This is a genomic window from Streptomyces sp. 71268 (assembly GCF_029392895.1).
In the GTDB taxonomy this organism is placed as follows: domain Bacteria; phylum Actinomycetota; class Actinomycetes; order Streptomycetales; family Streptomycetaceae; genus Streptomyces.
This window is the reverse complement of sequence record NZ_CP114200.1, coordinates 6,732,057-6,745,601: the sequence shown is the minus strand read 5'-3', so window position 1 is coordinate 6,745,601 and position 13,545 is coordinate 6,732,057. Positions and strand designations below refer to the sequence as shown.

The following is a 13,545-nucleotide window of genomic DNA, read 5'->3' as shown; positions in this document are numbered from 1 at the left end:
GGGAGCCCGATCACGGGGTCGCTCCACCGTTCCAGGCCGGGTGGCGGGGGTCGTCGGCGCGTACGACGACGTCGGCGCTCTCGGCGGGGCGCACCTCCGCCTCGTAGCGGGCGAAAGCGGGCAGGGTCCACTGTTGGCCCTGCTCCGTGCGCCGGGCGAGGGCCGCGGGAGAGAGCCGGAGGTGCACCGTGAGGTCGAAGGGGAACCAGTGGCCGAGCAGCAGCGGCCCGTGCACCACCAGTACGCCACCGGGCGGAAGCGGTACGTAGGGCGAGCGCGTCGCACGGTCGGTGACCGGGCCCCACAGGTCGGGCAGCACGCGCCCGGAACCACCCGCGTCGAGGGGGTTGAACACCTCGCGCCACAGGGCGCCGGTATCGGTCCACCCGTCGTAGTACGCGTCGACGTCCTGCCGGCCGAACTCGTAGCGCAGCGACGCGGGACGCAGGAACCCGGCCGTCGCCACCACCAGTACGGACCGGCCGCGCACCCGCAGGGCGTCGGCGAGCCGCTGGGCGAGCGCGTCGCCGTGCGCGGCCGGCGCGCCGTCCACCGCCACGCGTAGCCAGGGCCCGCCGTCCGCGGCCTCGGTCCGCGTCACCCGGTCGGCGAGCGCGTCGGTCAACCGTTCCCAGGAGATCGCTTCGAGCCGCACACCACCATCATGCCGACCGCCCCCGGCGCGCCCACCCGCGCCCCGGCCCCCAGCACACGGAGCCTCACGGCGCATGGGTCCTCGCCCGGCCGGACACCGCACCAGCGCGGGACCAGGCCATCCGAGCGGGGGCCCGATCCACGGCCGTCCGCCTCCGCCGCGGGGGCGCGGTATGCGGCGCGGCGCGTCAACCGGTGGGGCGATGCCGCCTCCTCCTCAGCGCCAGCCGTAGCGTCGCCGCAGCCGGGTCACCACCCGGTCGAAGAGCGGACGCGCGAGCGCGCAGGCCTCGCGGCGCATACCGTCGCGGTGCACGCGCAGTACCCGGTCCAGGTCCACCCACGACTGCCTACCCGCGCTGTCCCACGGGCCCGACCCGATCGGCACCCACTCGCGGTCCTCGTCGTGCCGCTTGCTCGACAGTTGTACGGCGAGCAGGGTCCCGGCCTTCTCCCGCGCCACGACCAGCACCGGTCGGTCCTTGCCCCGCCCGTCGTTCTCCTCGTACGGCACCCAGGTCCACACGATCTCCCCGGGGTCCGGGTCGCCGTCCGGGTCGGGGGCGTACTCGGTGCGCACCGGGCCGACCTGTTCTGGGCGGGCCTCGACCGTGGCCGACGGCCCCAGCCGGCCGGGGTTCTCGGAGCTGCCGTGCGGGGCATTGAGCGCTGACGTCATCCGGACACGCTAGCCCGCGTGGCGCTGGCCACCGTGAGCACGGGTCCGGGCCCCGGGTCTGCCCGGAGGGTGCCGGCCGCCCCCACCTGGCTGGTGCGGCTGGATGTCGGACGCGTCGAGCGCGGCGAGCGGCAGCGAGCCGTCGACCTCGTCGAGAACCAGGGGCGGAGTGCCGCCAGCCGGTCAGCGCAGCACCAGCCCGTGCTCGGCCAGCACCGGAATGATCGGCTTGTAGTACGTCCTGCCAGCGGTTCGGCAACCGCCGTTGGAGTGGAAGATGAAGCCCAACGCCTTGTCACCGGCGAACGCGGGGCCGCCCACGTCCCCACGCTCCGAGCATGCGTTGGAGGTGAACAGGCCGGTCACCAGCCCCTCGGGGAAGTTCACCGAGACGTTCACCGACTGCACGGTGCCGCACCCGAAGAGGGTCACTCGCCCGAAGTGACACATCGCGTGCCCGACGGTGGGGCGTGCGGCACCGGTGATGTCCACGAGCTTGCCCGTGCCGACCCGGATCTCGCCGGGGAAGGAGACGGCCGTGTTGGTGTAGCGGATGAGGCCGTAGTCGGAGGCGGGGAAACCCGCGCCCTCCGTGCGCCCGATGGGTATCGTTCGCGCCGAGTCCGCGTACCAGGTGGTGTCCGTCTCCGCGCAGTGTCCGGGAACGATGCCGTACGGGTTACCGCTCTTCTCCGCGTTGAAGCCCACCACGCAGGTGCCGCCGCTACCGGCATAGACCACGTCCCCGCCCGCGACGATGGTCTGCCGGTCCACGGCGGCAGCGGGCGGGGCTCCGGCGAGAAGCAGCGCGCACACGGCGAGTAGTACGCCTAACCACATCGGGCGCGACGCGCGGGCGGCGGAGGGGCGAGCTCTCATGGTTCCTCCCAGGTCGGGCGAGCGGGGCATCCTTGGCTGCGCTGGACTGGCGGAGGTCCGCCACATGCGTGGCGCCGACAGCGGCAAGTATGGAGCGGGGCCAGCGCCCGAGGGCACCCCCGTGCGCCGACTCGGCGGCCGGGCGCGGCACTTGGGCTCGGGACCACGGGACACACCCCGGGCCCGCGCGGCGCGCGGCGCCCGTCAGTGGCGGTGCCGTCGGGTGTGCGCCACAACGCGAGCCCTCCGTGCACCCTGGCTCGCGGCCGGCCCTCCGCGTCCGCGAAGCATGGGGCCCGCACCAGGCGGAGGAAGCGTGCACGCTGCGCGGACGGTGCCCGCGGGCCAGCGAGACGCGCGGGGTCGACCGTACGGAGCAGCGGTGGGCAGAGACTCGCTCGCGCCGCCGGCGAGGAGCCGGCACGCCTCGGCCACCGCGCGCGGTAACCGGCCGGGCACCCCACGGGCAGGAGTATTTTGGGCCGTGGGAGATGCGTTGTGATGCTCCGTACCGGCGACGAGCCACTGCACGCGCGCAGCCCACTGCGGCTGCGCCTCGGCCTGGCCCTGTGGGGTCTGGCCTGGGCCGTCGGTGGTGCCGTCGCCTTCAGCAGCGTCGGCAGGCCCGGCTGGGCCGCGGCCTGTGCCGTGGTCGCCGCCCTGGCCGTCCTCGATCTCGGCTGCGTCCTACGGCGCCTCCGGCAGGGGCCGCACTACCAACCCGGCCGCGACGTACCACCGTACGAACCCCTCAATGGCGGTGCCGCCGGAGCACGCCACGCGTACGGCGGTGCCGGCCGGCGCAGCCGTCGTCGCCGCGCGCGTTGACCGGGAGTTGGGTGTCAGGGGGAGGCATCCGCGCCGGGGACCGGCAGGGCGTGCTGTCGCGTGCCGTGCCCGTCCGCGCTGTGGCCGGACAGGCGTGCCGCGCGACGGCCTCCCAGACGCGGGAGGCCGTCGCGCGGCTGCGTGGACCAGTTAGCCAGCGTCCCCGAACCGGGCCGCCGCGATGAAGTCCGGGCGGGGGTCGAGGGCCGCGGCCAGCCGGAAGTGCCGCGTGGCCTCGTCCGGACGGCTGGCGCGCTCCAGCGTGCGCCCCAGCGCGAAGTGCGCGAAGGCGTTGTCGGGCTCGCGCTCCAGGACGTGCTGGAACTCCAGCTCAGCCGCTCGCAGTTGGGCTCCGAGGAAGAACGCCCGGGCCCGCAGGAGTCGGGCCGCGGTGTTGTCCGGGTGCGCGGATATGACGGAGTCCAGCAGCTTCACGGCACCCCGCGGGTCACGCGCCGCGAGCAACTGCTCCGCCGCGCGGTAGTCGATCACATGCGTCTCGGGCGTGTGCTGCCTGGTCACTGCCGTCTCCTCTCCCGGTTCTCCCGGTCACTGGTCGCCGGCTCATGGGCGATGAGGTGCTGTTGGGTACGAGCCCGTCGGGCCGCGTGCCAACGCGCGCCTCGCGATGCGAGAACGTGGACTCTCGCGGCCTCGCGGAATGGTGCCAACGAGGTCCACAACGATCCGCCCCGGAACTGTATTCCCGCGTCGTCGGCCGCTCACGCGCGCACGCTCCCCCTACCGGCTGCCCCGCTGGCCCGCCGCCGCCCGTACACCGCCCCGACGCGACTGGTCGCGCAGAGCCACGCCCCAGCTCACGGGGCGAACACCAGGACCAGCAGACCAAGGAACATCCAGGCCAGTCCCGCACCGGCGAAGCCGTAGTCCCGGGCGAGGCGTTCCCGACGGTGGATGACGACCGTGTGCGGATCGGCCGGGTCGTAGCGGACGAGGACGTGCTTGCCGACGGTCAACGGTTGCTGCCGGGTCGGCGGCACCGGGCAGACGACCTCGATGACCCGCTCGTCCTCCGTGGTGAACTGCAACCGTGGCCTCTCCCCGATGTGCGACCGCACCGGCCGCTCCCCCGCGGCGTGTCCGCCGGCCGGGCCGGGCGTCTGGGGCGCTGGCTTGATCAGCGCCCAGGCCGCGACCCCGCCGCCGCGCAGGCGCCACACGTGCCGGAGGCCGGCCAGCCCGGCCACCAGGGACACCGCGCCGCCGACGACCGCGAACAGTCCCACCACCGAGGCAGGCCCGTACGCCATGATTGCCCTCCCCTCGCCTTCGCTCCGCAGCGTGCGCCCCGCGCGCCCGCCCCCGACCCGCGCCCCCGCCACTCCCCAGCCTCGCCGCGCCGCTACGGGTCCCGCGCCCGCCTCGCGGTGTCCGCGCATCGCATGGCGGCCCGGCGGTACGGCGGGACCGGTATCGCTCACCCGCCAGCGGCGCGGCACGCTCGGCGTCCCGCGTGCGGCCAGGCCTCGCTACGCGGACGCCGCTCGCTCCCTGAGCTGCTCCCACACCTTCCTGACCTGTGGCTCCAGTGCCTCCAGCGGACCGTCGTTGTCCACGACCAGGTCGGCTACCGCCTTCCGCTGTTCCCGCGTCGCCTGCGCCGCCATCCGGGAGCGAGCCTCTTCCTCGGTCATGCCTCGCAGCCGCACCAACCGGTCGAGCTGCGTCCGCGGCGAGGCGTCCACGACCAGCACGAGGTCGAAGAGGGGCGCCAGACCGTTCTCCGTGAGCAGCGGCACGTCGTGGACGACGATGGAATCAGCCCCCGCCTCACTCTCCAGCTCGGCCGAGCGGTCTCTCACCAGCGGGTGGACGATCGCGTTGAGCGCCGCCAGTCGTTGCGGATCGGCGAAGACGATGGAGCCGAGCTTCGGCCGGTCGAGCCGCCCCTCGGCATCCAGGATCTCCTCGCCGAACTCCGCCACCACCGCGGCCAGTCCGGGAGTCCCCGGCTCCACCACCTCGCGCGCGATCCTGTCGGAGTCGATCACGACCGCTCCGTAGGAGGCGAGCAACCGCGTCACCTCGCTCTTGCCCGCACCGATTCCGCCCGTGAGCCCCAGCTTCAGCATGCGCTCAGCCTAAGCGGACGGCCGCGCGCGAGCGCGCTCACCCCGGCGCGGCCCACCGGCGCACGCGGGCCACCACCGAACCGGCTTCGGGCACGCCCCTACGTCGCGACAGCAGCACAGCCCGCATCACGCCGCCAGCCGGCGCCATGCCACCGGCTGGCTCAGACGTCGCCGTCGCGCTTCGCGCGCTCGGCGAGGAACTGCTCCAGCTCCGCCCCGAGTTCCTCCGCCGACGGCAGCTCGGCGGGCTCGGCCACGAGGCTGCCGCGCGTCTCGGCGCCGGCTATCGCGTCGTACTGGTGCTCCAGGCCGCGCACCAGGGACACCAACTCCTCGTCACCCTCGGAGATCTGTCGTTCGATCTCCTCCTGGGTACGGAGGGCGGCGGTACGCAGGGAGTGGGCGACTCCGGGCAGCACGAGCCCCGTTGCCGCGGTGACCGCCTCAAGCGCCGTCAACGCCGCGTCCGGGTAGGGCGACCTGGCCACGTAGTGCGGTACGTGTGCCGCCACGCCGAGCACGTCGTGCCCGGCCTCGCCAAGCCGGAACTCGATGAGCGACTCCGCGCTGCCCGGCACCTGGGCCTCGTCGAACAGACCCTGGTAGCCCGGCGTCAGGTCGACCCGGTTGCCGTGCGGCGTCAGCCCGACCGGCCGGGTGTGCGGCACGCCCATGGGTATGCCGTGGAAGTTGACCGTGAGTCGTACGCCGAGCCGCTCCACGACCTGGCGCACGGCCGCAGCGAAGCGCTCCCACTCCACGTCCGGCTCCGGGCCCGACAGCAGCAGGAAGGGCGCGCCGGTGGCGTCGCGTACGAGGTGGAGTTCGATCACGGGCGTCTCGTAGGCCGTCCAGCGGTCGCGCTCGAAGGTGAGCAGCGGACGCCTGGCCCGGTAGTCCACGAGCCGGTCGTGGTCGAAGCGCGCGACGACCTGGTGTGGCAGGCCCTTCAGCAGCTTCTCCACGATCTGCGCGCCGGTCTCACCCGCGTCGATGTAGCCGTCGAAGTGGTAGAGCAGCACCAGCCCGGCCGAGTCGCGCGACGTTATCGCGTCAACCGCCGCGAGCCCGCTCGGCTCCCATGCGTACAAGTCCTGGGGTTCCAACACCGTGAGCGCTCCTCCTCGTTCTCGTTGAGGCCAACGCCACCGTCACCGCCCGCATTCCCGGTGATCAGTCTCGTCGTGAGGGCCGGGGCGCGAACGCCAGCCCAGGTTAGACGAGCCGGGCTGGGAGCGGGTCACCGTTCGGGACGGGCCAGGCCGCGCCGGTCCAAACCACACCGGGCGGCATCGGTGTCGGGTCGCGCGGCGAGGCTCCGCGCCTCCACCCCCTGTTGACGCGTTCACGTAATACCCCTACGTTCCCGACCCGACCTGTCCCGACGTACGCGTCAACACACCCACCCCCACCGACGCGACGCCCCACGCACCAGTAGCCCCACACACCCGCCCCCGACCCAGAGGCAGCCCCCATGCGCACTCGCCCCGCCCGATCCAGCCGCCCCCGCCGCTCGCGCGGCCCGCTCGCGCTGTCCACCACGGCGCTCGCCTGCGGTGGGCTGCTGGCCGCGGGACCCGTTCCCCAGGGCCCCGCACACGCCACGCCCGTCCACCCGACCGCGACCACCCCCGTCTCCTCCGCCCAGCAGCTCAAGGACGCGCTCGCCGTCGCCAAGCCGGGCGACACCATCAAGCTGGCCGACGGCACCTACCGCGGGAACTTCAAGACCACCCGCGCCGGCGGTCGTGACTCCCCCATCACCCTGATCGGCTCGGCCAAGGCCGTCCTGACCGCAGGCGGCGGCTACGGCCTGCACCTGAACGGGGCCGACGGCTGGAGCCTGCGCGGTTTCACGGTCACCGGTGGCCAGAAGGGCATCGTCCTGGACGAGGCCGACGACGTGCACATCGACGGCGTCACCGTGCACGACCTCGACATGGAGGGGGTGCACTGGCGCAAGTCCAGCTCCGACGGCTCGATCAAGAATTCCACGATCCGGAACACCGGCACCAACGGTCGCGGCATGGGCGAAGGCATCTACGTGGGCAGCGCCGGCGGCACCTCGGACAGGAGTGACAACATCCTGATCGAGAACAACACCCTGGGCCCGGGCATCGGCGGCGAGAACATCGACGTGAAGGAAGGCACCACCGGCGCCCGGATCATCGGCAACACCTTCGACGGCGGCGGCCTGACCGGCGCGAACTACGACGACTCGTGGGTGGACATCAAGGGGAACGACGTTCTCGTCGAGAACAACGTCGGCAAGCGCACCACCAACGACGGCTACCAGACGCACGAGGTACAGGACGGCTGGGGCTGTCGCGCCACGTTCCGCGGCAACAAGTCCGACCTCACCGGGTCCACCGGGCCCGACCGGTACGCCATCCACGTGACCAACTACGACGCGCGAAGCTGCCCCGTCACGATCACCCGCGACAACACCGTCTCCGGCGGCAGGGGCCTGACCAATCCCGGCGTCCCCGTGCGCGACTGACCCCGTTCACGGCCGGCGCCCCGGAAACGGGAAACGGCGAAGGCCCACCCCTCGCGCAGAGGGGTGGGCCTTCGCCGTCAGCTAGTGCTCAGCAGAGGGAGAGCTTCAGCTCTGCCCACCCGCCAGCTTCTCGCGGAGGGCAGCCAGCGCCTCGTCGGAGGCCAGGGCACCGGAGGTGTCGTCCGACTCGGAGGAGTACGAACCGCCGGAGACGTTGCCCCCGCCGCTCGCACCGCCGGCCGCCGGAGCGGCAGCGCCCTCGGCAGCGGCCTGCTCGTCGGCCTCGCGGGACTTGATGACCTGCGCCTGGTGCTGCTCGAAGCGGGACTGGGCCGTGGCGTACTGGCCCTCCCACTCCTCACGCTGCTTCTCGTAGCCCGGCAGCCAGTCGTTGGCCTCGGGGTCGAAGCCCTCGGGGTAGATGTAGTTCCCCTGGTCGTCGTACGAGGCGGCCATGCCGTACAGCGTCGGGTCGAACTCGACCGAGGCCGGGTCGGCACCGAAGGACTCGTTGGCCTGCTTCAGCGAGAGGCTGATGCGGCGGCGCTCCAGGTCGATGTCGATGACCTTGACGAAGATCTCGTCGTTGACCTGGACGACCTGCTCCGGGATCTCCACGTGGCGCTCGGCCAGCTCGGAGATGTGCACCAGGCCCTCGATGCCCTCGTCGACGCGGACGAACGCGCCGAACGGAACGAGCTTGGTGACCTTACCGGGGACGACCTGCCCGATCTGGTGGGTCCGGGCGAACTGCTGCCACGGGTCTTCCTGGGTCGCCTTGAGCGACAGGGAGACGCGCTCGCGGTCCATGTCGACGTCGAGGACCTCGACCGTGACCTCCTGGCCGACCTCGACGACCTCGGAGGGGTGGTCGATGTGCTTCCAGGAGAGCTCGGAGACGTGCACGAGGCCGTCCACGCCACCCAGGTCCACGAAGGCACCGAAGTTGACGATGGAGGAGACGACGCCCGAGCGCACCTGGCCCTTCTGCAGGGTGGTGAGGAAGGTCTGACGGACCTCGCTCTGGGTCTGCTCCAGCCAGGCACGGCGGGACAGGACCACGTTGTTGCGGTTCTTGTCCAGCTCGATGATCTTGGCCTCAAGCTCCTTGCCCACGTAGGGCTGGAGGTCGCGGACGCGGCGCATCTCCACGAGGGAGGCCGGCAGGAAGCCACGGAGGCCGATGTCGAGGATGAGACCACCCTTGACGACCTCGATGACGGTACCGGTGACGATGCCGTCCTCTTCCTTGATCTTCTCGATGGTGCCCCAGGCACGCTCGTACTGGGCGCGCTTCTTCGAGAGGATCAGGCGGCCTTCCTTGTCCTCCTTCTGGAGAACAAGGGCCTCGATCTCGTCACCGACGGCGACGACCTCGTTGGGGTCGACGTCGTGCTTGATCGAGAGCTCGCGGCTCGGGATGACACCTTCGGTCTTGTAACCGATGTCGAGCAGGACCTCGTCCCGGTCGACCTTCACGATGACGCCGTCGACGATGTCGCCGTCGTTGAAGTACTTGATCGTCTCGTCGATCGCGGCGAGGAAGGCTTCCTCGTTACCGATGTCGTTGACCGCTACCTGCGGGGTGGTGGCGGTGGTCTCGGTGCTGCTCGTCATGTGGGAAAGGGCTCCGGTACGGACATTGAAGTCGTAGGTACTGCTACGCCGGGAGCCCGTATCGCACTGCCGAAGTCGGCCAGCCTTGGAGGCGTGAGCTTCGCGGTCCGCCCCGAGGGGAAAGCCGCTAGCGCCTCGACAACCGAGGGGACATACAACAGATGCAAGCGCAACCTGCTCCGTCTGAGGTACGCAGGCTCGCAGCGCAACTTGTAGCATACGGGGGCAGCCGGGCAGGGTCAATGCGCGAAGAGCGCACGTGGAAGGCGAAACGCCAGTTGCCCGGCGTACGTGTGGTCCGGGCCGCCATCGGGGGTCACTCACGGTGTTCGCGGCCACAGGTCGATTCAGAGAGTACGACGACACCGACGATGAGCCAAGACCGCCGGCCGAGCGACGCGCCCGACGCCTCTAAAGCCCCCGAAAGCGGCCCACCCGGCCCGTCCCCCGCGCCTCTTCTCGCCCCCGCGCGCGCCGGGGCCGGCGTCGCGCGGGACGCCGTGGACGAGGCGCTGGCCGCCGCGCGAGAGAGCGCGGACGAGGACGACGTCACCGCCACCCGACGCCGCGCCGGGGACGACGAGAGCAACCGGGCCAGCCGGGGCTGGTGGGACCGTAACGCCGACGAGTACCAGGACGAACACGGTGCGTTTCTCGGCGACGACCGGTTCGTCTGGGGCCCGGAGGGCCTGGACGAGGAGGAGGCCGGGCTGCTCGGTCCGGTCGCGGGGCTCAGGGGACGCAGGGTGCTGGAGATCGGGGCCGGGGCGGCGCAGTGTTCGCGCTGGCTCGCGGCGCGGGGCGCCCGGCCGGTCGCGCTCGACCTCTCGCACCGCCAGCTCCAGCACGCGCTGCGGATCGCGGACGGGGCCTCCCCGGCCGCGTCGGTGCCGCTGGTGCAGGCCGAGGCGGGGTCGCTGCCCTTCGCCGACGGCAGCTTCGACCTGGCGTGTTCGGCGTACGGGGCGGTCCCTTTCGTGGCCGACCCGGTGCGGGTGATGCGTGAGGTGCGGCGCGTGCTGCGGCCCGGCGGGCGCTGGGTGTTCTCGGTGACGCACCCGATCCGCTGGGCCTTTCCCGACGAGCCGGGCCCGGAGGGGCTCTCGGTCGCGGCCTCCTACTTCGACCGCACGCCCTACGTCGAGCAGGACGCGGCCGGACACGCCGTCTACGTCGAGCACCACCGGACGCTCGGCGACCGGGTCAGGGACGTGGTCAGCGGCGGCTTCCGGCTCGTGGACCTCGTCGAGCCCGAGTGGCCGCACTGGAACACGCAGGAGTGGGGCGGCTGGTCTCCGCTGCGCGGCCGGCTCATCCCCGGCACCGCGATCTTCGTGTGCGAGCGGGACTGAACCTTTCGGCTTGGGCGCGCCGCAGCCGGGGATTGCCGACTGGCCGAGACAGGCCATGGCTGGCAAGGGCCCGGCCCCCGCTGGCGAGCGGGCGGCCACTCCGTGGCGGTGTCAGTGGTCGCTGCGAGGATAGGACGCGTGACGATCCGTACTGACGTGCTCGACCGCCTGCCCGTCCGCGGCGCCGTGCCCGCGCTGTGGGACGCCCTGGAGGCACACGGGACCGCCGTGCTGTGCGCGCCCCCCGGCACGGGGAAGACGACGCTGGTCCCGCTCGCCCTGGCCGGTCTGCTGCGCCCCGGTGGTCCGGTGCGGCGGGTGGTGGTGGCCGAGCCACGGCGGATCGCGGCCCGGGCGGCGGCGCGCCGGATGGCCTGGCTGCTGGGCGAGGAGGTCGGTGAGCGGGTCGGCTTCACGGTGCGTGGCGAGCGGCGGGTCGGGCGGCGGACCGTGGTCGAGGTGGTGACCACCGGCGTGCTTCTGCAAAGACTGCAACGCGATCAGGAGCTGGCCGGCGTGGCCGTCGTGATGCTGGACGAGTGCCACGAGCGGCACCTGGACGCGGACACCGCCGCCGCGTTCCTGCTCGACGTACGGGCCACGCTGCGGCCCGATTTGTGGCTGGTGGCGGCCTCGGCGACGACGGACGCGGAGGGCTGGTCCGCGCTGCTCGGCGGGGCCGGCGCCGGCTCGACCGCGCCGGTGGGCGGTACGCGGACCGGCGGCGCTCCGGGGCCGGCCGATGACGGGTTCGCCGTCCCCTCCATCGCGACGGGGGACGCCGGGGTGGACGGGGGTGCGGCGAGCGACCCGGACGGCGCGGCGCGGGGCGCGGCGGACGGGGTTCATGGCGTGGGGGGCACCGGTGCGCCCGTCGTGACCGCGCACGGCACGGCCCATCCCGTGGACGTGGTGTGGGCGCCGCCGGAGCGGGCCGTGCGGCCGGCGCACGGCATGCGGGTCGATCCGGTGCTCCTGGACCACGTCGCGGCCGTGGTGCGGCGGGCCCTGCGGGAGCGGGACGGTGACGTGCTCTGTTTCCTGCCGGGGGTCGGGGAGATCAGCCGGGTGGCCGGGCAGCTCGGGGGCGGGGAACGGCTGGGTGCCGAGGTCCTGCAGGTGCACGGGCGAGCGCCGGCGGCGGTGCAGGACGCGGTGTTGGCGGGTGGCACCGGCCGGCGCCGGGTGGTCCTGGCCACCTCGGTCGCTGAGTCGAGCCTGACGGTTCCGGGGGTGCGGGTGGTGGTGGACGCGGGGCTGGCGCGGGAGCCGCGCACCGACCACGCGCGGGGGCTCGGCGCGCTCACGACCGTACGGGCGTCCCGGGCCGCGGCGCGACAGCGGGCTGGCCGGGCGGGGCGTGAGGCGCCCGGTGTGGTGTACCGCTGCTGGTCAGAGGCGGACGACGCGCGGTTGCCGCGCTGGCCGGCGCCGGAGATCGCGGTGGCCGACCTGGCGTCGTTCGCCCTGCACTGCGCGTGCTGGGGCGACCCCGACGCCTCGGGCCTCGCGCTGCTCGACCCGCCACCGGGCGGTGCCATGGCCGCCGCCCGGGAGGTGCTGGTGGCGATCGGCGCCACCGACGACGCGGGCAGGGTGACGGAGCGCGGGGCGCGCATGGCGAGGCTGGGGCTGCACCCCCGACTGGCGCGGGCGCTCTTCGACGGCGCGCGCGAGGTGGGTCCGCGCCCGGCGGCCGAGGTGGTGGCCCTGTTGAGCGAGGAGCCGCCACGGGAGTACGGGGACGATCTGAGCGCCGCCCTGCGCGCCGCGCGGCGCGGTGGCGATGCCTACGCCGGGCGCTGGCGCACGGAGGCCCGCCGGTTGGCGGGGGCGTTGCGCGAGGTGCGGGACGACGGTGTGGGCGCGGGAGGCGGCGGTACGGGGGGAGAGACCCCGTGGGGTGGCGCCGGGCAGGGGGCGGGTTCCGACGACGCGGTGGCCGGGCTGGTCGCCGCGTTGGCCTTCCCCGAGCGGGTGGCCCGGGCGCGTGGTGGCGGCGCGCTGTTGATGGCGTCGGGCACGGGTGCGGAGTTGGCGGCCGGGTCCGGGTTGCGGGAGGCGGAGTGGTTGGCCATCGCGGTGGCCGACCGGCCGGTCGCCGCCGCGTCGGCGCGGGTGCGGCTCGCGGCGGTGATCGACGAGGAGACGGCGCGGACGGCGGCGGGCACCCTCCACACCACCGCCGACGAGGTCGGCTGGTCCGTCGAGCGCGGCGATCTGGTGGTCCGTCGGGTCGAGCGGCTGGGCCGTATCGAGTTGCGGAGCAAGCCGCTCGCGGAGCCCGACCCGGAGCGCGTGCGGGCCGGGCTGCTCGACGGGCTGCGCGGCGAGGGGCTCGGGCTGTTGCGCTGGTCGGCCGATGCCCGCTCGCTCCGGCAGCGGATGGCCTTCGCCCACCGGGTGCTGGGCGAGCCGTGGCCCGACGTGAGCGATACGGCGTTGCTCGACCGGGCCGACGAGTGGCTGGCCGGCGTGCTCGATCGCGCCCGTGGCCGGGCTGACCTGGGGCGGGTGGACGCGGGGCAGGCGTTGAGCCGGCTGCTGCCGTGGGCCACGGGGGACGCGGCGCGGTTCGCCGAGTTGGTGCCGGAGCGGATCGAGGTGCCGAGCGGTTCGCGGATACGGGTGGACTACGCGCAGGAGCAGCCGGTGCTCGCGGTGAAGCTCCAGGAGTTGTTCGGCTGGCAGGAGACGCCCCGGATCGCCGACGGGCGGGTGCCCGTCGTCGTCCATCTCCTCTCGCCGGCCGGCCGCCCGGCAGCGGTCACCGCCGATCTGGCGTCGTTCTGGCGCGAGGGCTATCGCTCCGTACGGGCCGAGTTGCGCGGCCGGTATCCGAAGCACCCCTGGCCGGAGGACCCGACGGCGGCCGAACCCACCCGGCACACCGCGGCACGCGCGCGGCGGGGTTAGCGAGGGCGGGGCGTGGCCCCGCGACGA

The 13,545-nt window shown here is 73.4% G+C and carries 12 protein-coding genes; 4 read left to right on the top strand and 8 right to left on the bottom strand.

Annotated elements, in window-relative coordinates; genetic code table 11:
- Window positions 1-10: 10 nt before the first annotated feature.
- The 3 genes from OYE22_RS26865 to OYE22_RS26855 form a co-directional block, all read right to left on the bottom strand.
- Window positions 11-655, bottom strand: a complete 645-nt coding sequence (locus OYE22_RS26865; protein WP_277322798.1) for a uridine kinase — start codon at window positions 653-655, stop codon at window positions 11-13.
- Between the two features lie 216 nt (window positions 656-871).
- Entirely contained in the window at window positions 872-1,333 is a 462-nt protein-coding gene (locus OYE22_RS26860) for a type II toxin-antitoxin system PemK/MazF family toxin (protein WP_277322797.1), read from the bottom strand.
- A gap of 183 nt (window positions 1,334-1,516) precedes the next feature.
- Entirely contained in the window at window positions 1,517-2,212 is a 696-nt protein-coding gene (locus OYE22_RS26855; protein WP_277322796.1) for a S1 family peptidase, read from the bottom strand.
- A gap of 501 nt (window positions 2,213-2,713) precedes the next feature.
- Here OYE22_RS26855 and OYE22_RS26850 point away from each other — a divergent pair.
- Complete coding sequence (locus tag OYE22_RS26850; RefSeq protein ID WP_277324337.1) at window positions 2,714-3,040, top strand: DUF6343 family protein; 327 nt, start codon at window positions 2,714-2,716, stop codon at window positions 3,038-3,040.
- 150 nt (window positions 3,041-3,190) lie between these two features.
- On the opposite strand, the gene OYE22_RS26845 is transcribed toward OYE22_RS26850, so the two are convergent.
- The 4 genes from OYE22_RS26845 to OYE22_RS26830 form a co-directional block, all read right to left on the bottom strand.
- Window positions 3,191-3,562 (bottom strand): tetratricopeptide repeat protein, encoded by a 372-nt coding sequence (locus tag OYE22_RS26845; protein ID WP_277322795.1) that lies wholly within the window; start codon window positions 3,560-3,562, stop codon window positions 3,191-3,193.
- A gap of 296 nt (window positions 3,563-3,858) precedes the next feature.
- Window positions 3,859-4,311 (bottom strand): DUF3592 domain-containing protein, encoded by a 453-nt coding sequence (locus tag OYE22_RS26840; RefSeq protein WP_277322794.1) that lies wholly within the window; start codon window positions 4,309-4,311, stop codon window positions 3,859-3,861.
- 219 nt (window positions 4,312-4,530) lie between these two features.
- A complete protein-coding gene (coaE, locus tag OYE22_RS26835; RefSeq protein ID WP_277322793.1) occupies window positions 4,531-5,133 on the bottom strand; it encodes a dephospho-CoA kinase in 603 nt (200 codons plus the stop codon).
- 161 nt (window positions 5,134-5,294) lie between these two features.
- Window positions 5,295-6,242: a PAC2 family protein gene (locus OYE22_RS26830; protein WP_277322792.1), complete on the bottom strand. Its 948-nt coding sequence runs from the start codon at window positions 6,240-6,242 to the stop codon at window positions 5,295-5,297.
- A gap of 365 nt (window positions 6,243-6,607) precedes the next feature.
- Between OYE22_RS26830 and OYE22_RS26825 the strand changes: the two genes are divergently transcribed.
- On the top strand, window positions 6,608-7,633 hold the full coding sequence (locus OYE22_RS26825) for a right-handed parallel beta-helix repeat-containing protein (protein ID WP_277322791.1): 1,026 nt from the start codon (window positions 6,608-6,610) through the stop codon (window positions 7,631-7,633).
- A gap of 105 nt (window positions 7,634-7,738) precedes the next feature.
- Here the strand turns inward: OYE22_RS26825 and rpsA are convergent, their stop codons facing one another.
- Window positions 7,739-9,250 carry a 30S ribosomal protein S1 gene (gene rpsA / locus OYE22_RS26820; protein ID WP_176161067.1) on the bottom strand — a complete coding sequence of 504 codons (1,512 nt, stop codon included), beginning with the start codon at window positions 9,248-9,250 and terminating at the stop codon, window positions 7,739-7,741.
- Between the two features lie 371 nt (window positions 9,251-9,621).
- Between rpsA and OYE22_RS26815 the strand changes: the two genes are divergently transcribed.
- Window positions 9,622-10,602 (top strand): methyltransferase domain-containing protein, encoded by a 981-nt coding sequence (locus OYE22_RS26815; protein WP_277322790.1) that lies wholly within the window; start codon window positions 9,622-9,624, stop codon window positions 10,600-10,602.
- A 138-nt stretch (window positions 10,603-10,740) separates the two neighbouring features.
- Window positions 10,741-13,518 (top strand): ATP-dependent helicase HrpB, encoded by a 2,778-nt coding sequence (gene hrpB / locus OYE22_RS26810; RefSeq protein ID WP_277322789.1) that lies wholly within the window; start codon window positions 10,741-10,743, stop codon window positions 13,516-13,518.
- The last annotated feature ends 27 nt before the right edge of the window (window positions 13,519-13,545 follow it).